At 61.0% G+C, this 23,751-nt stretch carries 15 protein-coding genes and 1 tRNA gene; 11 read left to right on the forward strand and 5 right to left on the reverse strand.

Annotation, left to right across the window (positions count from 1 at the left end; translation table 11 throughout):
• The first annotated feature begins 583 nt into the window (after positions 1 to 583).
• The 9 genes from C1927_RS19950 (at position 584) to C1927_RS19990 (ending at position 11,975) form a co-directional block, all read left to right on the forward strand.
• Entirely contained in the window at positions 584 to 1,750 is a 1,167-nt protein-coding gene (locus C1927_RS19950; RefSeq protein WP_108747594.1) for a nucleotide sugar dehydrogenase, read from the forward strand.
• Between the two features lie 44 nt (positions 1,751 to 1,794).
• Positions 1,795 to 2,847 (forward strand): polysaccharide pyruvyl transferase family protein, encoded by a 1,053-nt coding sequence (locus C1927_RS19955; protein ID WP_159095393.1) that lies wholly within the window; start codon positions 1,795 to 1,797, stop codon positions 2,845 to 2,847.
• A gap of 98 nt (positions 2,848 to 2,945) precedes the next feature.
• The gene (locus tag C1927_RS19960; RefSeq protein WP_254051511.1) at positions 2,946 to 3,656 is read left to right on the forward strand and encodes a WecB/TagA/CpsF family glycosyltransferase; all 711 of its coding nucleotides are present in this window, start codon (positions 2,946 to 2,948) and stop codon (positions 3,654 to 3,656) included.
• Positions 3,656 to 4,582 carry a glycosyltransferase gene (locus C1927_RS19965; RefSeq protein WP_159095394.1) on the forward strand — a complete coding sequence of 309 codons (927 nt, stop codon included), beginning with the start codon at positions 3,656 to 3,658 and terminating at the stop codon, positions 4,580 to 4,582. The genes C1927_RS19960 and C1927_RS19965 overlap by 1 nt, the downstream gene beginning before the upstream one ends.
• A gap of 26 nt (positions 4,583 to 4,608) precedes the next feature.
• Entirely contained in the window at positions 4,609 to 6,768 is a 2,160-nt protein-coding gene (locus C1927_RS19970) for an acyltransferase family protein (protein WP_159095395.1), read from the forward strand.
• Between the two features lie 326 nt (positions 6,769 to 7,094).
• Positions 7,095 to 8,270 carry an O-antigen ligase family protein gene (locus C1927_RS19975; RefSeq protein ID WP_159095396.1) on the forward strand — a complete coding sequence of 392 codons (1,176 nt, stop codon included), beginning with the start codon at positions 7,095 to 7,097 and terminating at the stop codon, positions 8,268 to 8,270.
• A 54-nt stretch (positions 8,271 to 8,324) separates the two neighbouring features.
• The gene (locus C1927_RS19980) at positions 8,325 to 9,854 is read left to right on the forward strand and encodes a hypothetical protein (RefSeq protein ID WP_108747600.1); all 1,530 of its coding nucleotides are present in this window, start codon (positions 8,325 to 8,327) and stop codon (positions 9,852 to 9,854) included.
• A gap of 49 nt (positions 9,855 to 9,903) precedes the next feature.
• A complete protein-coding gene (locus C1927_RS19985) occupies positions 9,904 to 10,842 on the forward strand; it encodes a nitroreductase family protein (protein ID WP_159095397.1) in 939 nt (312 codons plus the stop codon).
• Complete coding sequence (locus C1927_RS19990; protein ID WP_108747602.1) at positions 10,839 to 11,975, forward strand: polysaccharide pyruvyl transferase family protein; 1,137 nt, start codon at positions 10,839 to 10,841, stop codon at positions 11,973 to 11,975. The genes C1927_RS19985 and C1927_RS19990 overlap by 4 nt, the downstream gene beginning before the upstream one ends.
• 26 nt (positions 11,976 to 12,001) lie before the next feature.
• Here C1927_RS19990 and C1927_RS19995 read toward each other — a convergent pair whose 3' ends face one another.
• A complete protein-coding gene (locus tag C1927_RS19995; RefSeq protein ID WP_159095398.1) occupies positions 12,002 to 12,991 on the reverse strand; it encodes a glycosyltransferase in 990 nt (329 codons plus the stop codon).
• Positions 12,992 to 13,355: 364 nt separating this feature from the next.
• Here C1927_RS19995 and C1927_RS20000 point away from each other — a divergent pair, with 364 nt between their 5' ends.
• Complete coding sequence (locus C1927_RS20000; RefSeq protein WP_159095399.1) at positions 13,356 to 14,366, forward strand: alginate lyase family protein; 1,011 nt, start codon at positions 13,356 to 13,358, stop codon at positions 14,364 to 14,366.
• A 192-nt stretch (positions 14,367 to 14,558) separates the two neighbouring features.
• Positions 14,559 to 14,635: transfer RNA gene (locus C1927_RS20005), tRNA-Arg, on the forward strand.
• A 154-nt stretch (positions 14,636 to 14,789) separates the two neighbouring features.
• On the opposite strand, the gene C1927_RS20010 is transcribed toward C1927_RS20005, so the two are convergent.
• The 4 genes from C1927_RS20010 to C1927_RS20025 all read right to left on the reverse strand — a co-directional run bounded on the left by C1927_RS20010 (position 14,790) and on the right by C1927_RS20025 (position 23,466).
• The gene (locus C1927_RS20010; protein WP_108747605.1) at positions 14,790 to 15,485 is read right to left on the reverse strand and encodes a DKNYY domain-containing protein; all 696 of its coding nucleotides are present in this window, start codon (positions 15,483 to 15,485) and stop codon (positions 14,790 to 14,792) included.
• Between the two features lie 92 nt (positions 15,486 to 15,577).
• A complete protein-coding gene (locus C1927_RS20015; RefSeq protein ID WP_108747606.1) occupies positions 15,578 to 16,933 on the reverse strand; it encodes a Gfo/Idh/MocA family oxidoreductase in 1,356 nt (451 codons plus the stop codon).
• 65 nt (positions 16,934 to 16,998) lie between these two features.
• Positions 16,999 to 19,974: a TonB-dependent receptor gene (locus C1927_RS20020; protein ID WP_108747607.1), complete on the reverse strand. Its 2,976-nt coding sequence runs from the start codon at positions 19,972 to 19,974 to the stop codon at positions 16,999 to 17,001.
• A gap of 132 nt (positions 19,975 to 20,106) precedes the next feature.
• A complete protein-coding gene (locus tag C1927_RS20025; RefSeq protein ID WP_108747608.1) occupies positions 20,107 to 23,466 on the reverse strand; it encodes a TIM-barrel domain-containing protein in 3,360 nt (1,119 codons plus the stop codon).
• Positions 23,467 to 23,751 lie beyond the last annotated feature (285 nt).

Below are 23,751 nucleotides of genomic sequence, written 5' to 3' on the forward strand. Positions count from 1 at the left end.
GAGCCAGCCCCCGCCGGCAAGCCGTTTCACAAATAGTGCCTGACGGAAGCGACCCGGTCAGCCCTTTGCGAAAGGCTGAGCAGGGCTCGGACCATCTGCCACGTCGCGTCTGCGCCAGGAAAGTTGCACCCAGCTCAGTAGTTTACCCTATGTTGGAAGAGGCGCGCGGGGTCGCGCCCGACTCTGAGACGGGCGATCTGAGATGGACAATCGCCGTGCCCGGGCGCATCTGGGTGAGCTCATTGCCTCAGCCAGCTTGGCCTGACGGTTGAAGTCGCTCGCGCGACCACAGGCAGCCATGTCGCGCGCACCGCTGTTCAGAATGGGTCGAGAGGTCGCCCAGATATGACGTCACCACCCGGACGGACCGTGAACAGGGCCGCCGAATACTGCCATGAATTTGACGCTTGTAGTACGATCCCTGAAGTTCCGCAGGGCCGTCTTCACATGATGGGCTTGGGAATTGGGCCGCGATCGCGACCCCACACGTCATGGATTGCGGCCTGTGCTTGGGGGAGCGCGACGGCACTTCCTGTTGCCCCGCCCCGCCAGCCTGAAGTGCTGCATGCAAAAGGAACTTGAAATGAAGATTGCCGTGGCCGGCACTGGATACGTCGGCCTGTCCAACGCAGTATTGCTTGCGCAGCATCACCAAGTCGTTGCGCTGGATATCAACCCTGATCGGGTGGATCTCATCAATTCTCGAAAGGCTCCGATCGAGGATGTCGAGATTGCAGACTTCCTTGCCAACAAGCCTCTCGACCTTACTGCAACGCTAGATTGTCGAGAAGCATACGAAGGCGCTGCCTTCGTTATTATCGCAACACCAACCGATTACGATCCCCAGACAAACTACTTCAATACGAAGTCGGTAGAGTCCGTCATTCAGGACGTACTGGAAGTAAATCGCCAGGCAGTGATGGTGATCAAGTCGACCGTGCCAGTAGGGTGCACGGAGGAGCTGCGCAGGCGCTTCGGCACCGACAACATCATTTTTTCGCCAGAGTTCCTCAGGGAGGGCAAAGCTCTCTACGACAACCTGCATCCGAGCCGCATCATCGTCGGTGAGATGTCCGATCGCGCGACTGCTTTTGCCAATCTGCTGAAACAAGGTGCAATCCGCAAGGATGTACCAACGCTCTTCACCGATGCGACCGAGGCTGAGGCCATCAAGCTGTTTGCCAATACGTACTTGGCGATGCGCGTGGCGTATTTCAACGAACTTGATACGTATGCAGCTGCTCATGGGCTGGATACCCGCCAGATCATCGAGGGCGTCAGCCTGGATCCCCGTATCGGCGCACACTACAACAATCCTTCGTTTGGCTACGGGGGCTACTGCCTGCCCAAGGATACAAAGCAGCTCCTTGCCAATTACAGCAACGTCCCCCAAAACCTGATCCATGCCGTTGTCGAAGCAAATCGAACGCGAAAGGACTTCATTGCCGATGAAGTCATTCGTCGCTGCCCAAAAGTCGTTGGCATCTATCGCCTTGTAATGAAATCCGGCTCCGACAACTTCCGCGCATCCGCGATCCAAGGCGTAATGAAGCGGATCAAGGCCAAGGGTATCGAAGTCATCGTTTACGAGCCGGTACTCACTACCAGCGACTTCTACAGATCACGCGTCGTCAACGACCTCGCGGCGTTCAAAGAACAAGCAGATGTTATTCTCGCCAATCGCATTTCTGCGGAAATTGCAGATGTCGAGGATAAGGTCTATACGCGCGACCTCTTCGGTGCTGATTGATCAAGCACCGGATGAACATGCATTCCACCAAAACAGTCTCATTCATGAGCATCAAGACCCAGTTTGACAATCTGGGCGACGCGCTTATCAACCGCGAACTCTGCCGGCTCGCCGCCAGAAGGACCCTTACCTATGTCGATTTTTCCAGAGCTCCGCAGAGCTTTGAATCCTCGATGCGGGTTGATGGCCAGCAGAACGTCGTCAGCCTTCGCAAGCGCGGCTTCGCGCAGCTGTTACAACTGATGGTCCGACACCGACTGCAGGGTGATAGGTGCGTATTTTTTTTGAACCCGGGCGGTCTAGGCGGAAGAAAGAAGTCACGAAAGAGCCTTCTGGCCGCATCTCTATATAACGTAATCCTCTCCGCACTTTATCTCGCAGGCGTCCGTATCTGTCATGTCGGCATGTCATTTGATGCCATGGATTGGCCTGAGAGAATCGTAGCCGGATGGCGGAGACGCCTTCTTTACTCGTTCGCGGTGCGCGATCGCATCAGCGAGAGCTATCTGCATTCGATTGGCGTGCCCGTCGACGAAGTCGTACCGGACCTGTCATTCAACCTATATCAGAACCCTGCGCCCTCCGTTGCCCTGCGCCGTGCTGTTGCCTTCAGCTTTCGATTCGATGGCAAGGCTGACGAAAAGGAAGTGCAGCAGACTGTAAGACGAATAATGGAGGCACTCGGCTCCTCCAACGAGTATCTATTCGTCGTACAGGTGGCTCGCGATGAACCAGGAACGCGGAGGTTGATCAAGGCACTCGATGGCCATCAGGCGAGCATGCGCCTCGTCATCTGCGACAGCAGCATTGATGACCTGACCCTGCTTTACTCGAGTTGCATTGCCATCTATTCCAACCGCCTGCACGCTCTGCTTCTCGCGGCCCATGCTGGAGCGTCCCCGTATGCTCTGGTCTCGCGAGGCGCCCAGCCGAAGATCGATGGCATATTCCAGGATCTGGGCATCAGCGAGCGGGTTCTGTGCGTGGACGAGCCCACGCAAGAGTTCGGCGCCCCCGTCCCGTTCGATATTGAAAGCATGCACGCGCCGTACAGAGAGCTGCAGCGCTACTTTGATCGCCAATTGAGTACTCCCTGATTCCGATGAGTAGTGAAATTCGAAACGTGCGCGTGGGTGGTCTGGCCACCGCATCGATCTCCAGGTCCGGACTTGCCCGGAAGATGCTGGAGGACTGCATGAAAGCCCGCCTGAACCGGCATGATTGGTTGCCGAAGGTCGTGCTGTCTTCAAATGGCCAAGGTGTCGCACTTGCCGGCTCCGACCCAACCTTCATGCGCGCCATGGAGAGAGCAGACATCATTCATGCTGACGGCATGCCTGTGGTGTTTGCCAGTCGCTTGACACGGCATCCACTGCCCGAGCGAATCGCCACTACCGATTTCTTCCACGACGCAGCAAAGACAGCATCCGAGAATGGCCTCTCATTCTTCATCTTGGGTGCGAGTGAAAGTCAGAATGAGCAAGCTGTCGTTCAGATCCAACGCCTGTATCCGCAGCTGAAGATCGCAGGCAGAAGGAATGGATACTTCGACGAGGTGGAAGATGAGGCCGTCTGTGCAGAAATCCGCGCAAGCGGAGCGGACGTCCTGTGGGTTGCCCTAGGCAAGCCGAAGCAGGAGTACTGGTCCATCCGCAATCGCCATAAGCTGAAAGGCGTGGGCTGGATCAAGACATGCGGAGGCCTTTACGCGTTTCTCGCCGGGGACGCGCCTAGAGCACCGCAGTGGATGCAAGCGCTCGGACTTGAGTGGCTGTACAGGGCCCTGAATGAGCCGAGCAGGTTGGGCCTCCGATACCTCGCGACCAATCCTTATGCGTTCTACCGGCTGATCCGATATACCGAGTGGAGCAGAGTACTGCGCCTCAAGAGCGGTGCGACTCCATGATGAGCAATGGCCAGATTCACCGCGCCCTTGTCTCGGTGATCATCCCCCTTTTCAATCGTGGGGATTCGATCATCAGAGCCATCAACTCTGTTCTGTCCCAGGATGGTGTGGAACTCGAACTCATCGTTGTTGACGACGGGTCTACCGATGATTCGATTGCGTTGATCCGTCGCGAAATTACTGACCCCCGCCTCCGCATTATCCAGCAACAGAATGCCGGTGCTTGTTCGGCGCGGAATGCGGGAATTGATGCCGCGCGCGGTGAATACGTAGCGTTCCTCGACTCCGACGACATGTTCCTTCCAGGCCACCTGTCCCAGTCCCTTCATCGCCTTAGCGAAATGCCCGAGCCAGCAGCGGTGTATGGACGGATCTTGGTCGATAGAGGGCAGAACAAGACGTTCCTGAAGCCCCCCAGAGCCATCCGTCCAGACGAACCCATGTCGGAGTACCTGCTTTGCGATCAAGGTTTCGTGCAGACATCAACCGTGGTCCTTTCCAAGGCTCTCGCCCAGCGCACGCGGTACGACACTTCACTTCGGTTTGGGCAGGACACTGACTTCGCAATCCGGCTCGCCGCCGCCGGAGCGAGGTTCGAGATGCTGGTCGAGCCGCAAGCAATCTGGACCGATCATTCAGCTCCAGGGCGGGTTTCAAACGCGCTCGACCCCTTCCCCCGCCTGGACTGGCTTGCGAGGCGCAGCGAGCAGATGACCGCCAGGGCCAAGAAGGGCGACCAGGGGTGGTACGTTGCAAAGGCAATGTTCAAGCGTGGCCACCGTATTCGGGCAGCGTCCCTGTATCTGCGCGCGGTTGTCGGAGGATGCTACAACGCGAAGCTGGCTGTTCGGATTGCGCTGCAGATCTTCCTACCGACCCGCCTGTACAGGAAGGTCGCCGACTTGACGCTTTCTTCCTCACGCTGACGAACCAAGTACATAGAGCCCCGAGCATGACGCTATCGAGCACAGTGGCAGGCAGCCGACCGGCGCCGCCCAAATCCATTCTGCGCATCGACATTCAGGCATTGCGGGCAATCGCTGTCCTGTTGGTGATCCTCGATCATCTGGTCCTTATCCAGAAGCTGCCAGGCCATCCTTTGGGTGGGTTTATTGGAGTTGATGTCTTTTTCGTCATATCCGGATTCCTGATTACGCAGCATCTAGCCAAGGAAGTGGCTTCCACCGGGAGCGTCTCGTTTCGCGACTTCTATCGCCGACGATTGCGCAGAATCCTGCCGATGGCATTGCTGGTGATTGCAACAACGCTCGTTGCGTCCTGGCTGGTCTTCTGGCCGTGGCAGACCGCATCGTCTGCGCTGGATGGGCTCTGGGCTGCTCTTTTTGTTTCGAACATTGCATTTGCACTTCGCGGCGTTGATTACTTCGCGGCGGATCACGTTTCAGTGTTCCAGCACTACTGGTCGTTATCAGTTGAAGAGCAGTTCTATCTCGTTTGGCCGGTGCTCATAGCGGCCGCTGCCTTGGGTGGTACACGCGGCAAAGTGCTGCAGCGAAGACTGTTCTGGATCGCACTTTTTGTGGGCTGTGCGTCGTTAATCTGGGCTTGCCTGGAAACGAGATCGTCCCCTGCCAGCGCCTATTTCTCCACCTTATCGAGGGGGTTCCAGTTTGCCATCGGTGCGATAGTCGCTTTGACCACCCCGCGACTTGCGAGCCTGGGCCACTCTCTGCGTCCGTGGCTCAGTGGATTTGGCTTGGCGATGATCATCGCCTCCGTATGGTTGGTGGACCCCTCAACCGGTTTCCCAGGTCCTATGGGATTGCTGCCTGCATTGGGGGCTGGACTATTCATAGCAGCAGGAACAGGAACCACCCGTCAGATCGCATTTTGGCCTCTTCGCACGCGGCCGATGACCTACCTTGGTGACATTTCGTACTCACTGTATCTGTGGCACTGGCCGGTAATTGTTTTCCTGAGTGCCCTGATACCGCGCGACATAGTTGTGGTGCCTGCCGCGCTTGCGCTTACCGGCGTGCTTTCCATCATCTCTTACCGGTTCGTAGAGCAAGGTGTCCTGCGCTCAAAATGGCTCCTCCCCGCTGTGCGGACGCAGCCGGCGGAGGGCGCTTTCCACCGGCAGCCTCAAGGCCGCGACACGTTCTTGCGCAATGCGGGTGTCATGATTTCAGCGATTGTCCTGGTTGGAGCCACCATAGCTGCCGGCGACGCTGCTGTGCGCAGGATGTCCTCATCGCGAGTGGCAAGCACGCCGGCCGGCACCCTTCAGTTGCAACCGCAGCCGATATCCGCGTTGAAGTACGTCGAAGAGATTCAAGGCCTCATTGCCACTTCGGACGTAAAGAGCGACTGGAGCGGTCTGAAACCGGCGATTTCGGACATCAGCGCATATGGCACAGAGCTGACCAAGGAGTGCTGGACGGGGCAGCGTGACGAACCGCGCAGTTGTGTGCGTGGAAACCCTCAGGCGCCCCATACGATCGTGGTACTGGGAGATTCAATTGCCATGAATGCCGCGTTCTCCGTAAACGCGTTCGTGCGCCAGAATCCCGAATGGAAGATGATCGTGTACGCAAAGCTTGGCTGTGCGTTTGCCAACATAGATCAGCCCGCGCCCGACGGCTCGCCTTACCACGAATGCACTGCATTCAGGAAATGGGCGCTCGCCAAGATCAGGGAGGACAAGCCGGATATCGTGTGGACGACCTCTGCGATTCCGAGTCGCACATCGAGCTCGTCAGAGGCGCAACTGGAAGACATGTGGAGACACGGCGTGGAGGATTCGCTGAGTCAGCTGTCTGCAGTCCCCCGGATTCTGATAGTTGCGCCACCGCCAGCGGGGCAGGACCTCGTGTTCTGCTCTAGGCCTTTCAACCGGCCTTCTGACTGCTCAGGGTCCGTTTCCGGTAGATGGCTGCACATCAATGCCGCAAGTCGTGATGCGGCAGCTTCTGCAGGCAGGACCTATATCGACACAGGACTCTGGTACTGCAACCGCAATGGATACTGCCCTGCTGTGATTGGAGACTACATCGTGCGCCGGGATGAGCGGCACCTCACCTATGAGTATGGGGAGTTCCTGGCGCCGCTGGTCAAGTCATGGGTGGAAGCAACTCCCGACGACAGATAGGTCACGGGCGATGATTGCGTTGGTGGGCCCAATGTCGGCAAGCTATCTGCGGCCCAGTCCCTTCACGCCACTTTCAACGCGCCCCCAGTCCGGGGGCCATGGTCCGGCAACCAGCCGGGCCGTCCATTTCCGAGCCCCAGAACGTGCCCGATTCAACCCATACTGATGCTGCGCCCTGCCTGACGCATCCATCCAAGCGACCTGCCCGAGTAGTAGGTCTACTACTCGGGCTCGCAGCGGCAACACCTGGATTGGTCTCCCCGATTGCGGGTCTGCCTCTCCGTCCTTGGCACGCATTCATCCTTGCCGCGTTTGGTTTGGCCCTATTGAGCCGAGCTGGCTCACTGCGAACTTCGAATGCTTCTGTCCCCAAGCTGGACATAGTCGTTCTGCTCCTGACGATCATTACGGCGATCATCGAAGCTTCCAATGCCGTTTACCTGAACTACGCACCGGACTACATGTTTGTAGCACGCCCCATGATCTGGTTGATGATCTACTGGGCTGCACGACTTTCCGTCAGCTCATTGGAAGATGCAAGGCGCCTGCTGTTCTGGTTCGCACTGCCAGCGGTTCCATCCGTCGCATTGGGTTTTGCCCAGATTCTGGGCGTTGATGCAGTCCAGCAGCTGATCGTTCGGCTGTCCCCTGACAGCGGCGGCTTTATTGCACGGCTGGAGGACGGAAGGCTGATCCGCGCTACGGCATTGGTCCAGCACTGGACATCGTTCGGATCGTACCTTTGCACGGTCGTGGCGGCATCAATGGCACTGCTCACGTTGTCACGCATCTACAAGCTCGGGAAGGAATGGATAGCTTGGGGCTTGCTCGCCATTTCAGGCATCGGCGTGCTGACCACCTTGACTTTGGCTCCCATCGTCACGGCTTTCTTCATCTTTGTCGGGGGGTTGAAGACTGCACGCGCGGTAGGCCGGGCTGCTCCCATGGTTTTGCTTGTCGCTGTCGTAGCAGCCGCGTCGCTTGGCTCCCTGTTCGCCGAACGCTTTGAACAGCAGTTCGCCACTAGCCGTGAGGCAAGTAGCGACGGCGCCAGTACCTGGGTTCCTTCGACTCTGGCTTATCGCTACAACATCTGGGTAACTGAGACCATCCCAATGATCAAGGATCGACCGCTGACTGGCTGGGGCACCAGCGTCTACGAAGCGGCAATCTCGAGCCCGGATACCAAGCGAACCTACCCCTACCAGATGGCCTGGAGCTCGCCGGAATCACAGTGGTTCAACCTACTGATGACCTTCGGCGTCATCGGTTTCATCGGGTTTCTCGCGGTATTCTTTCTTATGTGGACGACGCTTCGAAGAGCATCCAAGGCAGGGAATCAGTGGATTGCCCGGCCTACCATTCTGCTCTTTGTTCTGATGCTGATATCTGCGTTCACCGCACCGGTCTTCACCAATCATGGGCTCCCAGTTGGTCTCTGGACGCTGCTCGCGCTTGCATCTGCTTTTGCTGCACCAAGCCGAGCATGGCGCTCGTCCTGACGCCATGACCAGCTTCTCCGTTTCATCCCTCCGGCCCGCCGCCTCCAGGTCCCGATGTCCCGTTCTCTAAAGATCGCCAAGAACTCAGCCTACCTCTACTTGAGGATGCTGCTGGTCCTTGCCACAAGTCTGTATACCGTGCGCGTGGTCTTGCAGGCACTGGGGGTCGATGATTTCGGCATCTATAGCGTGGCTGGTGGGATTGTCGCCATCTTCTCATTCCTCAATAACACCATGTCCGCAGCTGCGCAGCGCTTTATGGGCATCGATATCGGCAAGGGCGACCAAGTGGCCCTTGGAAAGACGTTCAATGCAACCTTCGTTGCACACGTGGCTATCGCTGCTGGCGTCGTTGTTCTCGGTGAAACGCTCGGCATGTGGCTTCTGCGAAGCGCATTGGACATTCCACAGGGCCGACTGGCCGCTGCCGTTATGGTGCTCCACCTATCTGTAGCGGCATCCGTTGCATTGATCCTCCGCACGCCGTTCAATGCTCTAATCATTTCAAGACAGAAAATGTGGTTCTTTTCAGCCACTAGCGTCATAGAGGCGTTGATGAAGCTCGCGATCGCCTTCATGATTTCGCACACAGGCCTCGACCGGCTTGTTCTGTATGCTGCGCTGGTATGCTGCGTATCCTGGTTGATGCTCGGCTGCTATTTGCTTTTCTGCCAGATGCACTTCTCCGAATCACGGTTTGCGCCGCATCGAGAGTGGAAGATCTATGCCGCATTGGCATCCTTCATCAGCTGGAGTTTCATCGGCAGCTTATCGAACGTTTTCCGGACCCAGGGCTCCAACACTCTGCTTAACGTGTTCTTTGGCCCGGCTTTGAACGCCGCGCATGGTGTAATGACCCAGGCACAGAGTGCAGCGACGCAGTTTGCGAGCAGCTTCCACTTGGCGCTCAGTCCTGAGATCTATCAGAGCTATGCGCAGGGCGAACGTAAGCGCCTGCAATCCCTTGTGACCATGGGCTCCAAGCTGAACTTCATTCTTCTGGGGATCTTGTTCCTACCCGCGATCCACTGTATCGACTACCTGCTTTTCATCTGGTTGAAGACTCCGCCACCGCACTCGGCAACATTCATTAAGTGGATGCTGGTCAATATCCTGCTCGAGACGGTCTCACAACCCCTTATGACTGCGGCGTCGGCAACAGGGCGCATACGAAACTACCAACTCGTTGTGGGCGGCGTCATCCTGCTCAACCTTCCCTTGACCTGGCTGGCCTTCGCACTGCATTCCAGACCTGAGAGCTTTCTCTGCATAGCGCTGGTGCTCCAGGTCGTTACGTTCTGCTTGCGCATATGGTTCCTGAAGCGAATGATGGATTTTGATGCCGTCGCCTACATCAAGACGGTAGCTCTCCCGTTGTTGCTGCTGCTTGGCATTGCCGGTGGACTGCTCCTGGCAGCAGATGCCTGGCTTGGCCCTCCCCTCACCTTCTTCGATGTCGCATTGCATGGAATGCTGCTGGCCCTGCCTATGGCAGCTGCCTCTGTGTTCGTCGGGCTTGGCAAAGATGAGCGGATTTACATCGTAAATAAAATCAAGAGTCGGAAGAATAAAAATGGCAAATAGTCCATCGTCCAGGGAGTCCATCGTGCGCCCACTCCGCAAGCGCCTCCGCATGTGGGCGGATCTGGCCAAAGTCATAACCTACGATGCGCAACGTTTTGTTCGCCATTCCGGCCTGCTGCGCAAGTCGAAGCACCCTCCATCAATGGCCGCCCTCATCACGAAGCAGTACCACCGCATCGAGAAGGGGCTCGCACTTCCCCAGCCGCGCGCCGGATTTGGGGAAAGTGGAATACATGAATTGTGCATGCTCATACAGGAAGGACTGCGGAAGAAGACATGCAGGCCCGAGATTACGCTCGCAGTCGACGCTTTGGTCGGCTATCGGGACTTCAATCTCAGTCATGGAATTGCGCCTTTCCCGTGGCTCGATGCAACTATCAAGCTTGCAGTCGATTCCGGCATAGCCGTCACAGGAACGCCGGTCAGGCCGGCTGCGACTCATCCGTCACTTCCTACAGGCAATCCTGGTCTGGATATGATTGTAGGGAGGACGTCCGTACGTGACTTCTCGGACGCGTACGTTCCTGATGCAGTGCTTGAACAGGCAGTTCTTGCGGCACAGCACGCACCCTGTGTCTGCAATCGACAGTCCGGCCGAATCCACTTGCTGAGAGACGAGGCAGCAAGGAAAACCGCTTTGGCGCACCAGAATGGCAATCGGGGATTTGGTCACACCGCATCCGTCATCGCTGTAGTAACTGTCGACCAAGCGGAGATGCTTGAGCCGACGGAGCGTTACCAGCATTGGATTGATGGTGGAATGTTTGCGCAGAATTTCCTACTGGGTCTACATGCCCAGGGCTACGGTGCATGCCCATTGAACTGGTCATCGTCGGTGGCAAAGGATCGGCAGATCCGAAAAGCCCTCTCGTTCCTTCCTGCGTCGGAGACAATCATCATGCTCATCGCAATCGGTGCGCTCAAAAGTGACTACCATGTGGCGCGCTCTGCCCGCCGCCAACTGTCTGAGGTCATGAAGATCGTATGAAAGTTGCCGTCCTTACCCTTTCGCTCTACGCCAACTATGGTGGGAATCTACAAGCCTACGCGCTGCTTACGGCGCTGAAAGACCTCGGCCACGACGCATGGTTCCTCAACCGTGAACGCCATAAGGTCCCCTTCTGGAAGGTCCCGCCCATGCTTACCAAACGGCTGTTGAAGCGTTATGTGCTCGGGCGGAGAGTCAAGATTCGCGATGGCCTGCTCGACCAGAAGGAGCGCGCTATCGTGGCGCAGCATTCGCGGCGCTTCATTGCTGAGCGGATCCAGCCACAGACAGATGAGTACTTGAGCAGCACTGCTCTCAGTCAGCACATGCCTGGCCTTGGATTCGACGCTGTTATTGTCGGTAGCGATCAGGTGTGGCGCCAGAGATTCGTCAAGTCAAACCTGACCGACTATTTCTGCGGATTCATCCCCGAGTCAGACCTTCGCACGCGCCGCATATCTTACGCAGCGTCTTTCGGAACGGCTGAATGGGAGTATTCACCCGAGGAGACGCAGCGATGCGCCGCTCTGGCAAAGCGCTTTCACGCCATCTCTGTTCGTGAAGACACGGGTGTCGACCAATGCCGTGAAAAATTCGGCGTATCTGCGGAACATGTCGTGGATCCTACGATGCTGCTTACGGCAGATCGTTACACCCAGCTGATTAACGAACCGGAGCGCAGGTCAGAGGGGATCTTGGTTTACATACTGGACTTGACTGCCGAAAAGCAGAAGATTGTGGATCAGGTCGCCTTGCAACTTGGCCTTCCAGTGTTCTTTGTCAATGCAAGGCCTGAAAAGAACGATGCATCCATCAATGGACGCGTTGCGCCCCCGGTTGAAGACTGGCTACGCGGTTTCCGGGACGCTGCATTCGTCATCACCGACTCCTTCCACGGAACGGTGTTTGCCATCCTGTTCAACAAGCCATTCATCGCATACGGCAATGCCACTCGTGGCATGGCACGCTTCAGTTCCCTGCTTGGCATGTTCGGGCTCCTTGAACGCTTGGTATCCGGAGCGGATGAACTCGGTGACCTCGCAAACCGCCCCATTGAATGGAATGAGGTGAACCGCAAGGTGGACAGCGAGAGAGCGAAGGGCCTCGAATTTCTTCGTAGTTCGCTGAGCTAAGGTTGGGCTTCCTGGCCAAGTCTGGATCAGGAAGCCTTCCGCAGTTCAATTGCACGCAGGTAGGCAGCATGGTGCTGCCTGCCTACGACGCCCCAGTCACGGCCACTAAGCTTTGGTGGATTGCGCTGCAGACTCCGTACCTCTTCCAGAACTGCCAGAAGTTTTGCCTCTGAAAGATCGCCGTCGAACATGTTGACCCAACCAGGCCCAACCTCTTCTGCCAGCAACTCATTGGTTGGTGAACGCGGTGCGAGCACTGGCCGTGCGAGGGAAAGCGCAACCAGGATTGCACCAGAATTGTGCATTTCCTTGTACGGCAGCACGACGAGCTCCGATGCGTAGATCTCGGAAGCTAGCACGTCATCCGGGACGAATTGCAGTCTGGCGCTAACGCGCTCATCCTGCTCGCAAACTGCCTCAATCAGGCTCCGCAGTTCGGGCGTTGGCCTGCCGACTACACGCAGGGTCTTCGTGTCATCTTGGATCGACTGGAAGATGTCCAGCAATCGCTCCACACCCTTGTAGGGACGAATAAGCCCGAAGTAGAGCAATCTGCCAACTCGTACATCCGTGGGCTCTACGCCGGGATATCTCCCAATGTAATGCCCATGCAGGATGGTTACTCCAGTGGACTCGTCCATCGGTGTCGCGGCGTTCAAGCGAATGTTGAGCTGGGTAGCCGCATCGAGCTTGCCAAGCAGTCTGCGCTCGACACTGTCCCCTTCCTCATGCGGCTGCAGATTGTGCAATGTGCGCACAACGGCAATGCCCGACAGCTTGAAACGAAGCAGCAGCAACCGGAAAAGGATCCGCTTTACGATCTGGGTGAGTGCACCCGGCGCCCTGACCAACTGCTCCGGCCAATGGACATGGAAGACCTGATATCGACCAAGCAGCGCCGTTCTCCAGGAGAAGTACCGGTACTGCGTGTCTACGTGCTTGCCCTCGGTCAACTGGTCTACGAACTTCGTGGTACCGTCCGGTGGCGCAAGCGAGAGAAGCACTTCAACAGTCATCGACATTCCTAGTCGGGTCAGACCGAGCATTCTAGTCTTTCACGCCCGCCTGGTCATGAATCTATCCATCTCCTCCGCACTGCCAGTCCTTGCATACCCTTTGGTCACGCTGGGCGTTGATATCCTGCACGCCTGATCAACTTCTGGCTCGGGTATGCGCACCCTATTCAGCTTAGTGCTGCTTCTTTCGCTGTCGCTGACCACAACGGCTTCGGCAGCTCCATGGCCCTACGCAAGCTTCGACCCGGGGCACTTGGATTGGACGAGGGAACAGATTGCGGCCGGGAATGAAGCCGTGAAGCCAGCATACGGGGACCTACTGAGGCGCGCGGACCGCCTCCTTCAGCGCGCACCAGCCTCGGTGATGGATAAGCGCCGCGTGGCTGCCTCTGGCGATAAGCACGATTTCTTTGCAATGGCCAAATACGCATGGCGCGATGCTTCCAAGCCCGAAAGCGCTGCGTATGCAACAAGGGACAGTGAGAGGAACCCCGAGGCAGAAGATGGCGACTTTGACCGGAAGCGCTACAACGATACCGTGCGCAGTATCAACGTACTGGCGCTGGCCTACCGACTCTCAGGCAAGCGCGAGTATGCAGTAAAAGCCGGGCAGCTGTTGAAGGTCTGGTTCATCAATCCCGACACACGAATGAATCCGAATTTCCGCTTCGCGGCAATGCGCCCTGGTGCCAACGACGGACACTTTAGCGGAATAATTGAAGGCGTGGTGCTGGTTGAGATGCTGGACTACGTTGCCCTGCTTCAGGATTCAGGAGCACTTTCTCAGTCTGAAGAGACTCGATTGAAGAGTTGGTTCAAGGAACTCGCAGACTGGCTGATCGGCAGCGACTTCGGCCGCAGGGAAAGCGCGCAGTCCAACAATCATGGCAGCTGGTACCGAGCACAGGTCGCTGCGTTTTCGCTCTACAGTGGTGACGATGCTCGCGCAGAGTCCCAGATCAAAGCAGCAAGAGGTCTTATCAGGGCTCAGTTCGCTCCAGACGGCAGCATGCCCCGTGAGATGACCCGGGCCAATTCGGCGATGTACTCGGTCTACGGGCTCCGCTCCGTCATCTATCTCGCCCGGCTCTCTGGCCAGTCGGAAAATTCTCTCTGGCAGGAGCAGGCCAATGGCAAGCCGCTTATCAAGCATGCGCTTGCATATCTGGCGCCGTATTATTCAGGCCAGAAAAACTGGTCATCGGGACACGTTAAGACAGGAGTGGATCCTTATGTGATCCAAGTCTTCCGGCTGGGTGCCACCGCTTATTCCACATCTGAGTTTGATCCAGCCATGAGCCACATCATCGCCCAACTGCCGCCAACCGATCAGCGGGCAAGGCTGCTTGGGCCGCCGAAGGCCGTCCCTCATTAATATCTGCCCATTAGATCCCCGCCACTGCCATGACCGGGAAAATTGCGTAGGCAGGTCTTGCATCCGGTCCAAAGGAATTTTTCAGAGGGGGCAGATTTGTCCTGCATTTCCGGATAGAATGCCCATCCCGCATCGCTTTTAATGGTTGCGGCGCCCGTCACGGTACTGCCGATGACGCGTGGAAGCGACAACGCGCTCGTAGCTCAGCCGGATAGAGTAGTGGCTTCCGAAGCCATTGGTCGGGGGTTCGAATCCCTCCGGGCGCGCCATCTTCCCCTGCTCCCGTCTGCCCTAGCAGGCCCCGCCTCCCAGCAGGACGCCCCCAGCAACACCCCGGCTCCCAGAGCAGCCCCACCGCCCTGCGCTTCAGCCGGCGGCACAGCGCCATGGCCGATCGTCAGCGCGAGCCTCCGCGCGCCCCAGTCACCCAAGCCCATGCAGCGCCCGCAGCTCAGGGTCCTTCTCGACCTCGTACATGTTGAACAACTGCGTCGCATCCCGCGACCAGCCCCTTTCCAGCCAGCGCCACGTCGCCGCGTCCACCCGCGGCAGCTTCCGTTCCAGGTAGTAGACCCGGCTGCCATCACCCGAGAAGCACCCGTCCAGCAGCTGCCAGCGCGCGCGATCCACCCCGGGCAGCGGCTTCCCGTCGCAGTAGACGTTGCTGTCATCAACGGCGTACAGCGGGTCCTCTGCCACCCCCTGCAGCAGGTCGCCACGCAGGCAGTGCTTCATCCGCCGGCCGCAGTACCAGCCGCCCTGGTCATCGGCCCCGTAGCCGCCACCGAGATCGCGGAACGTTGTGCAGTCCGCCCCGGCCAGCGCCTTCAGCGAGGTCTCGTACTCGAAGTAGACGGCATGGTCGTCCAGCCAGTATTCGCCACATTGGCGAAAGCTGTCGCGGTCGATGGAGGTCTGCCGGGTCCACGCGTGGTAGACCGCGTGCGCATCGCGCCCGATGAAGAAGTGCGCCGGAATGAACTCGAAGCTCGCTGCATCGGCCTTGCGCAGCAGCCGGCCCTGGTGGAACACCCGGCCCTCGTGGATGCGCCAGAATTCGATGCGGAACGGACCGAGGAAACGCTGGTCCGGCTGGTCGCTGATCTTCTGCCATGCCATGGGCTGGGGCTCCGCCGGTATTGGGAGCATCAGTGTAGTGCGAGCGGAGACGGCAACGCCGGGCATGGCCCGGCGCTACCGTGGGGCACAGATCAGTACTTGCCGTCGAAGGCGAAGATCGGCTTGCGCTGCTTCCATGCGCCGGCGGTGAAATCCGGGAATTCCAGCGTCTGGAAGCCGTTGGCGATCGACTGCTCGGACAGCGGCGTGATCGCGCTCCAGGTCACCGCGTCATAGATGTCGATGGGCATCGGTGCCTTGGCCTTCAGCGCTTCCACGAAGGCGTGGATGACGAACCAGTCCATGCCGCCATGGCCGGCGCTGGCCGCGGTGGCGGCGTTCTGCTTCCACAGCGGGTGTTCGTACTGGTCCTGGTAGGTCTTGAACTCTTCCCACTGGTGCGGCGGGCTGCGGCCTTCGATGTGGATCGAATGGTTCACGTCCATCCACAGGCCCTTGGTGCCCTGCACGCGGAAGCCCATCGAGTACGGGCGCGGCAGCGAGGTGTCGTGCTGCAGCAGGATGGTCTCGCCGTTCTCGCAGGCCAGCGTGGTGGTCACGATGTCACCCAGCTTGAATTTGACCTTGGTGCTGGGGTGGGTGGTGCCACCGCTCTTGGCCACGGTGTAGTCGTGCAGGCCACGCGCCTTGGTGGCGAACGCGTTGATGTGGGTGAAGCGGTTGCCGCGGTTGATGCCGGTGTACATCGCGCACGGGCCGATGCCGTGGCTGGGGTACAGCTCGCCGTTGCGCTGCACCGAGTGCTCGGTGCGCCAGCGCGCTTCGCTCCAGCCCTTGGGGCCGAACTCCACGCCGCTGTCGTAGGGCTGGTTGGGATCGCCGGAATTGAACTTCACCCCGCGCAGGTCGTGCTGGTAGCCGGCCTGCAGGTGCACCAGTTCGCCGAACAGCCCCTGCCGCACCATCTGCAGCGCGGCCATCACGTCGCGGCGGTAGCAGACGTTTTCCAGCAGCATGTACGGCGTGCCGGTGTTGAGCTGGGTCTTCAGCACGTCCCAGTGGTCCTGCAGGGTGATGCCGGCCACCACTTCGCAGCCGACGGCCACGCCGGCCTGCATCGCGGCAATCGCCATCGGTGCGTGGTATTCCCACGGCGTGGCGATGACCACGCCATCGATGCCCTTCTGTTCCAGCAGGCGCTTCCACGCGTTGGTGTCGCGGTCCTGGCCGTAGGTCTTCGGCGCGGCCTTGCCGGCCTTGGCCACCATGTCCACGGCGCGGCCCAGCATGATCGGCTCGATGTCGCACAGCGCGACCACCTCCACATCGTCCCGGCGCACCAGCTCCTTCAGCAGAACCAGCCCACGCATGCCGGTACCGATGAGGGCCAGGCGCACCTTGCGCCCTGCCGCCCAGGCGGGGGTCTGCGGCAGCAGGCTGCTGGCGGCGACGGCGGCGCTGGCCGCGATGAATTCCCTACGCTTCATGGCAAACACTCTCCTCTTGAAGGTGCGCCGGCCACGACCGGCGCACCAGGGTCACACGAACGGAATTACTTGAACCGGTAGCCGACGGTCACACTGTAGCCGCGGCCGAAGATGGTGGCGTAGTCGCTGGAATCGCCCAGGAAGCTGTTCGGATCGTAGAACGGCAGGCGATCGAACAGGTTCTTGACCGTGAAGCTAAGGTTCCAGGCGTCATCCGGGCGCCAGGTGACGCTCAGGTTGGCGGTCCACCACGACGGCGCGCCATCACACTTGCTGGCCTCCAGCGCAAGGAAGCCGGCGGTGCAGGTGTCCTTGTTGTTGTCCACTTCGTCCACGCGGTCGCGGGCCCACTTGGTGCCGCCCACGTAGTTGACGAACATGCTGGTGGTGACCTGCTTGTAGGTCCAGTCGGCGTTGAGCGTGGCGCGCAGGCGCGGGTTGTTGTAGTAGCCCACCACGTCGCCGTAGTACCAGCCGCTTTCATCATCCATGTAGTAGCGGTTGCGGTTGGCGATGGTGGCGGCCAGGCCCACGTTCAGCCCGCCCCATTCACCCAGCGAGAAGCGGCTGCGCGCATCCACGTCGAAGCCATCGACCAGGGTCTTGCCGCGGTTCTTGTACTGGCCCACCACGCTGGCCACGTTGCCCACGCTGTAGCCGGGCAGCACGGCCGGGCAGCTCACGCCGCTGGCCGGGTCGGCGCACATCGCCGCCAGCTGGGCCAGGTTGGCGCGGTCGGCGTCGGTGATCGGCGAACGGCTGGAGGAGATGATGTCGGTGTCGCGGCTGAAATCCGGGGCGACGATCTCGTTGTTGCGGTAGATGAACCAGTAATCGGCCGACACCGACAGCCAGCTGGCCGGCTCGTAGACGAAGCCCAGGGTGGCGATCTTGGCCTTCTCCGGCTTCAGGTCCTGGTTGGGCTGGGTCATGCGGGCGACGGTGCGGCTGCAGTCGACGTTGGCCAGGCTCTTGCCCAGGTCCACGTCACCGGCACGCTGCGACTGCCGCAACAGATCGGCGATGGCGTTGGTCTCGGCGCAGCGCACTTCGTCGCGGTAGCCGCCCAGCTGGGCGAACACACCACCACTGCCCGACTCGGCCAGGCTGGGCGCGCGGAAGCCGGTGGAATAGGTACCGCGCAGCATCAGCTGGTCGAAGGCCTGGTACTTGAAGCCGATCTTCGGTGCGACATTGGCGCTGAAGTTCGGGTACTTGTCCACGCGCAGCGCCGCATCCAGTTCCAGCTTGTCGGTGATCGGCGCCACCGTTTCGGCGAACAGCGCATAGGTGTTGCGCGCACCGTCGAACCACGACCCACCCTGCTGGGTGATCAGGCCGGCGGCGGCATCGGGATTGCCCGGGGTGTAGAAGGTTTCGCGGCTGGCATTGAAGCCGAAGGCCGCGCGCATCTCGCCGGCGGGCAGCTGGAACAGCGGGCCTTCGATCTTGCCGTCCAGGGTGTGCAGGCGGGTCCAGGACTGGATGTCGAAGGTCGGGAATGCTTCGCGGATCAGCGCGGCGTTGGCCTCGCTGATCTCGCCGAACTTGTACGCCGGGTGGTCGGAAATGATGACCCGGCCGGTACCCGGGTCCACCGAGTACGGGCCAAAGGCCTTCTCGAAGCCCTTCAGGTTGACGTTGATGGTCTGGTAGGTGGTGGAGTGCGTGCCCGCGGTGGCGAAGGCGGTCTCCCAGTTCCAGTCACCCACGTTGCCACGCGCACCGGTCAGCACGCGGTAGCTCTGGTCGGTGTTGCGCTGGCCGAAGTAGTTGGCGCCGGCATCCTGCAGCAGGTACTGCAGGCCGACCACGCCGCCCATCATCGCCTTCAGTTCGGGGCTGGCGTGGTTGTACTCGTTGTTCGGGCCCAGGTACGGGTACAGGAACTGGTTGACCGAGGTGCCGGTATCACGCGAGAACCAGCTGGTCGGGTTGCCGGTGGTGGTGCCGTAGGTGCGCGGCGTGCCGCCGTTGGCACGCAGGTCGATGTCGGTGTAGGTGGCCTCGGCGAAGATCTCGGTGTTGTCGCCCACCAGGAAAGTGCCGTTGAGGTAGGCAGTGTTGCGCTCGGACTTGGCGCCGGCATCGATCTCGTTGTTCATCCAGGTTTCCCAGACGCAGCTGGGGCCGGCGGCCTGGCCCTGCAGCACGTTCTGGCAGCCCGGTGCGGCTTCCTGCACGCGGCGGCCGGTCACCGGGTCGAAGGCGAAGTACGTGCCCGGGTTGAACTGGCCCGGCTTGCTGCCCACGCCCAGGCGCAGGTTGGTCAGGTAATTGGGGTTGTTGACGTAGTACTGGCTGGGCCGCTTGTCGTAGAAATCGCTGAGCGGAATCGCGTCGCGGCGGTACATGTTCACCGCGGCGTAGACGTTGAAGCGGTTCTCGGTGAGGTCACCGAAGCCGGCGGTGATGCTGGCCTGGCGCTCGCCGTAGGAATCGATGCGCGAGGAGGTGTCGTTGGTGAAGTTGATCTCCGCGCCCTGGAAGTTGCGCTTGGTGATCACGTTGATGACGCCGGCCACGGCGTCGGTGCCGTACACCGCCGAGGCGCCGTCGGTCAGCACTTCCATGCGTTCGATGGCTGCCGCCGGGATCGCATCGATGTTGACGAACTGGGTCTGGAAGCCCGCCGGTGCGCCGTAGTACGACAGGCGGCGGCCGTTCAGCAGCACCAGCGTGCCCTGTGCGCCGAGGCCACGCAGGTTGGCCTGCGAGGCGCCGTCCGAACCGGTGAACAGCGAGCGCGAATCCTGCTGCGCGGGCCGCGCGGCCGGCAGGTTGTCCAGCACCTGCAGCAGCGTGCGCGCACCCATGTTCTGGATGTCCTGCTTGCTGATGACCTGCACCGGCGATGCGGTTTCAACGTCGGTGCGGCGGATGTTGGAGCCGGTGACCTCGATGCGGGCCAGGTCGGTGGCGTTGTCCTTGCTGTCCTGGGCGGCAGCAGGCAGGGCGATCGACAACAACACGCCGGCGATGGCCAGCGACAGCGGAGCGATCGAGCGACAGGGGGGACGGGGGTGGCGTGCGGGCAACATCGGGGTTCTCTCCTGGCAGGGGTGCGGCGCGGGTGGGCGGCGCGAAAGCGATTGGCGGGCAAAACGCTCCCGGGCCACGGCTCGAAAGCCGTAGTCGGAATGGGCGGGGGGAGGAGCGGTGTTACGTGGGGGTCATGGGGCGACGATGCTGGCGGAGTCGCCCTCCTGGCCGATCAGCACGGCGTTGGCCCAGTTGGCGCAGACCTGGGCGGGTTGGCTGCCCTGCGCACCCAGCGTGCGCAGGCTCAGGGCGGAAAGACCACGGATGTCCAGTTCCGGCTTGACCACGCCGGGGGCCTTCACCAGGCCGCTGTCGTACAGCAGGCGGCCATCGCCCCAGACCTGGAACTGCAGGCCGCCGGCGGCGCGGCAGGCATCGTCGATGCCGAGATCGGCGCGCAGCAGGTTCCAGCCGCCCTGCAGGCGCAGGTCGATGCGGCTGTTGCCGCCCACGTCCAGGCCACGGCGGAACTGCAGGCCGTTCATGCGCAGGCCGGCGTCGCCACGGAAGGACTGGTCGGCGCGCACCTGGCTGGCCAGCGCGGCCGGCACCGGCAGCTCGGAGAGATACTGCTGCCGGGCCGGTCGCTCCGGTTCCTGGTGCTCGAGGATGTGGAAGGTGGACAGCGCGATCGGGCCGACATCGCGCGGCTGCAGTGCATCGAAGGCACGGGCGCTGCCCTGTGCGGCGGTGACCATCGGATCGGTGCTGCTGGCGCCGTCGCCTTCGGGGTTCTGCACGCTCAGCACGCGGAAGCGCAGCAGGCGGCCGGCGTGGGCCGGGAAGTCGATGCGCTGCACACCTTCCTTCAACTGCAGGCGGCCACGCGCGATGGGTTCGCCCCACTCGCCATTGCTGTCACCCAGATAGACCTCGTAGTCGCGGACCTGGCCGTGCTTCCAGTTCTTGTCGTTGCGCGGGGCGATCTCGATGCCGTCGATCATCTTCCGCTCGCCAAAGCCGACCACCCACTCGTGGGCGCCGGTGCGCACGGCCTGGTTGCGCACGCTGCGGAACCAGGTGCCGGGGTCATCATCGAAGGCGTTTTCCAGCGCGTGGCCCGGTTCTTCGGCCGGACGATTGACCACCAGCAGGCTGTCGGCCGGCAGTTCGCGGCCCAGCACCGGCGCGGCCGGGAAGGCATCGTCGGCAGCCGCAGCGGCCACGGCGAAATCCAGCTGCAGCTGCAGCGGCTGGCGGATGTCCTGCGTGGCGGTACGCACATGCAGGGTGCCGCGGCGGTCCTTCGCATCGAAGTACCAGCCTTCGCTGGCGCTGTTGAACGCCGCCGCATCGGCCAGCGTCGGCAGCGCGCGGCCACCGGCCTGCACTGCACGCGGCGCCTGCCGGCTGAGCACGCGCAGGCCGTAGCGGCGCTGTGCCAGCTGGCCGTTGTAGCTGCCCTGCACCGCGTCGATCTGCACCTGCACCGGGCCGCTGCCCTGCACCGGGGCCTGCACGCGCACCACCTGCGTGCTCGATTCGCCCTTCTGGTAGCGGCGCGTGGTGCCGTCGTCTTCGTACAGCGTGTACTGCGCTTCGCCCTGCGGGTAGAGGTCGAAGGTCACTTCATCGAGGGGCTTCTCGCCGTCGAACAGCATCGACGGATACATCGGCAGGATCGCACCGGCGCGCACGAACACCGGCAGCGTGGCCAGGTCCACCTGGCGGTCAAGCTGGCGTCCCTCGGCACCGGCCTGCACGCGGCGGCCATCCCAGTAGTCGATCCAGCCGCCGGCCGGCAGGTGGATGTCGCGGCGCCAGCCACGGCTGGCCGCCTGGCTGCGGTACACCGGCGCCACCAGCAGGTCGCGGCCAAGCAGGAACTGGTACTTGTAGGTTTCATCCTGCGCGTGCGGGTCGCGTGGGTTGTCCCACATCAGGCCGCGCACCGGCGGTGCACCGGTCTGCGCGGCCTCGTGCACCAGCCCGTACATGTACGGGGTCAGGCGCATCTTCAACTTCAGGTAATCGCGGTTGATGCTGCGGTAGGGCTCGTCGTACCACCACGGGTGCTTGCGCGCGTTCGACGACCAGCCGCTCATGCCCATCAGCACCGGGGTGAACGCTTTCCACTGCAGGTCGCGGGTGAAGGTCTCGGCGCTGCCGCCGAAGATCGCATCGACGTCGCCGCTGGCGTAGGCCATGCCGGACAGGCCCGAGCCCACCAGGGTCGGCACGTGCCAGCGGATGTAATCCCAGCTGCTGCTCTGGTCGCCGGTCCAGGCCACCGCGTAGCGCTGGATGCCGGCCCAGCCCATCACCGTCCACAGGAACGGGCGCGAATCGGAGTTGTCGAGGATGCCGTTGAACGCCTGGCGGTTGGCATCCATCGCGAACTGGTAGCCCTTGCCGGTCCAGGCCACGTCCAGCTTCTGCACCCGGGTGCCGGCCTTGCCCACTTCCCAGGCAATCTTGTCCACGCCGTTCTCGGTCCACAGGCCGGTGCGGAAGCCGTACTTGGCAAGCCCCTGCACGGTCTCCGGCAGCTTCTGGTAGCCGCAGCCGTAGCCGTCGTTGGGCAGGATCCAGCCGCCGGGCATGTCATGTTCGCGGTACTGCTTGGCCACGCTGTCGATCACATCCGGCGTGGTGCCGGTCGGGCCGTCGCTCCAGCCTTCGGGCACGGTGCCGGGCTTCCGGCTGTTGTCGGCGTCGTTGTAGCAGTCGGCATCGCCGTAGGAGAGCGCCCAGCGCGCGACCATGTTCGGGCGGCCGGTCAGCTGGGTGTAGCGTTCGATCAGCTTCGGCAGGTCCGCGCCGACGAAGTAGTAGGCGTCGAAGCGGTCTTCGCGGTGCAGCAGGGTGGCCTGGTCGGCCTGGCGCAGGTCGTAGCTGCCATCGCTCCAAGTGTTGCGCAGCATGCCCCAGCCACGGCTGCTGAGCAGCATCGGCGCCGGGCTCGGGCGATCGCCCTCTTCCCAGCCGCCGGAATAGGACACCTCCAGCTCGCGACCCTTGAACTGGTAGCGGCCGTTCTGCTGGCCACCCCCGAAGTAGCCTTCGTCGGCCTGCGAGGAGAGCACCTGCACGCTCTGCGTGGCATCCAGGTCCAGCGGCTGCAGTTCCTGCCACAGCGCAGTGGGCTGGCCGTTGTCCAGGCGCTCCAGGCGCAGGCGCAGCGGCTGCCGCTGCACGTGCAGCACCAGGGCGTCGGTGCGCACGCGGATTTCCTGTGCGTCTTCTTCCAGCTGCGCCCGCACATTCGCCTTGGGCTGCGGCAGCACGATCGGCGCGGCCTTGTCGCCGGCGCCGGTCAGTTTGCCGTTGCGGCCGGCCTGCACGCGGAGGATGTCCGCGGCCGGCAGTTCGATGCGGATGCGCGCGCCGCTGTCGGTCTGCAGGTCCCAGCCGTGCACGCCGTCGCGGCTGTCACTGGCGCTGACCGAACGCAGGTTGCCGACCGGCTCAGCCTGGGCCGATGTCGCTGCCAGCATCAATGCCGGCAGCAGGGCCAGCAGCAGCGGCGAGCGACGAATGCGGTTCTCCACACGAACTCCCAACCCGTTTACCGGGCGTTTCGAAAGCAGTTGCGGCCGACTCTAGGGCAGGGATTCGAAAGATGTCAATAAACTGAAAGGAAAAAGGAAGATATATTTGGTAGAAACGAAAGTTGTTGCGTCGCAATACTTTGTGTAAGCGCTTGCAAACCCCTGTTAAGCATTGTGCGATACGGCATTCGGCCGGTTCTTGCGTTTCTGGATCTCCCTGTTGACGAGCAAGCTGCGTCAAGCCATTTCTTTCTTTTTGCTTTCGATGTTTGACATTTCGAAAGA

The organism is Stenotrophomonas sp. ZAC14D1_NAIMI4_1, from assembly GCF_003086775.1.
Lineage (GTDB): Bacteria > Pseudomonadota > Gammaproteobacteria > Xanthomonadales > Xanthomonadaceae > Stenotrophomonas.

Bases quoted from the DNA above. Each gene is read 5' to 3' on its own strand.
- C1927_RS19950 (WP_108747594.1), top strand. From the start codon at position 584: ATGAAGATTGCCGTGGCCGGCACTGGATACGTCGGCCTGTCCAACGCA.
- C1927_RS19955 (WP_159095393.1), top strand. From the start codon at position 1,795: ATGAGCATCAAGACCCAGTTTGACAATCTGGGCGACGCGCTTATCAAC.
- C1927_RS19960 (WP_254051511.1), top strand. From the start codon at position 2,946: ATGAAAGCCCGCCTGAACCGGCATGATTGGTTGCCGAAGGTCGTGCTG.
- C1927_RS19965 (WP_159095394.1), top strand. From the start codon at position 3,656: ATGAGCAATGGCCAGATTCACCGCGCCCTTGTCTCGGTGATCATCCCC.
- C1927_RS19970 (WP_159095395.1), top strand. From the start codon at position 4,609: ATGACGCTATCGAGCACAGTGGCAGGCAGCCGACCGGCGCCGCCCAAA.
- C1927_RS19980 (WP_108747600.1), top strand. From the start codon at position 8,325: ATGTCCCGTTCTCTAAAGATCGCCAAGAACTCAGCCTACCTCTACTTG.
- C1927_RS19985 (WP_159095397.1), top strand. From the start codon at position 9,904: ATGTGGGCGGATCTGGCCAAAGTCATAACCTACGATGCGCAACGTTTT.
- C1927_RS19990 (WP_108747602.1), top strand. From the start codon at position 10,839: ATGAAAGTTGCCGTCCTTACCCTTTCGCTCTACGCCAACTATGGTGGG.
- C1927_RS19995 (WP_159095398.1), bottom strand. From the start codon at position 12,991: ATGACTGTTGAAGTGCTTCTCTCGCTTGCGCCACCGGACGGTACCACG.
- C1927_RS20000 (WP_159095399.1), top strand. From the start codon at position 13,356: ATGGATAAGCGCCGCGTGGCTGCCTCTGGCGATAAGCACGATTTCTTT.
- C1927_RS20010 (WP_108747605.1), bottom strand. From the start codon at position 15,485: ATGGCATGGCAGAAGATCAGCGACCAGCCGGACCAGCGTTTCCTCGGT.
- C1927_RS20015 (WP_108747606.1), bottom strand. From the start codon at position 16,933: ATGAAGCGTAGGGAATTCATCGCGGCCAGCGCCGCCGTCGCCGCCAGC.
- C1927_RS20020 (WP_108747607.1), bottom strand. From the start codon at position 19,974: ATGTTGCCCGCACGCCACCCCCGTCCCCCCTGTCGCTCGATCGCTCCG.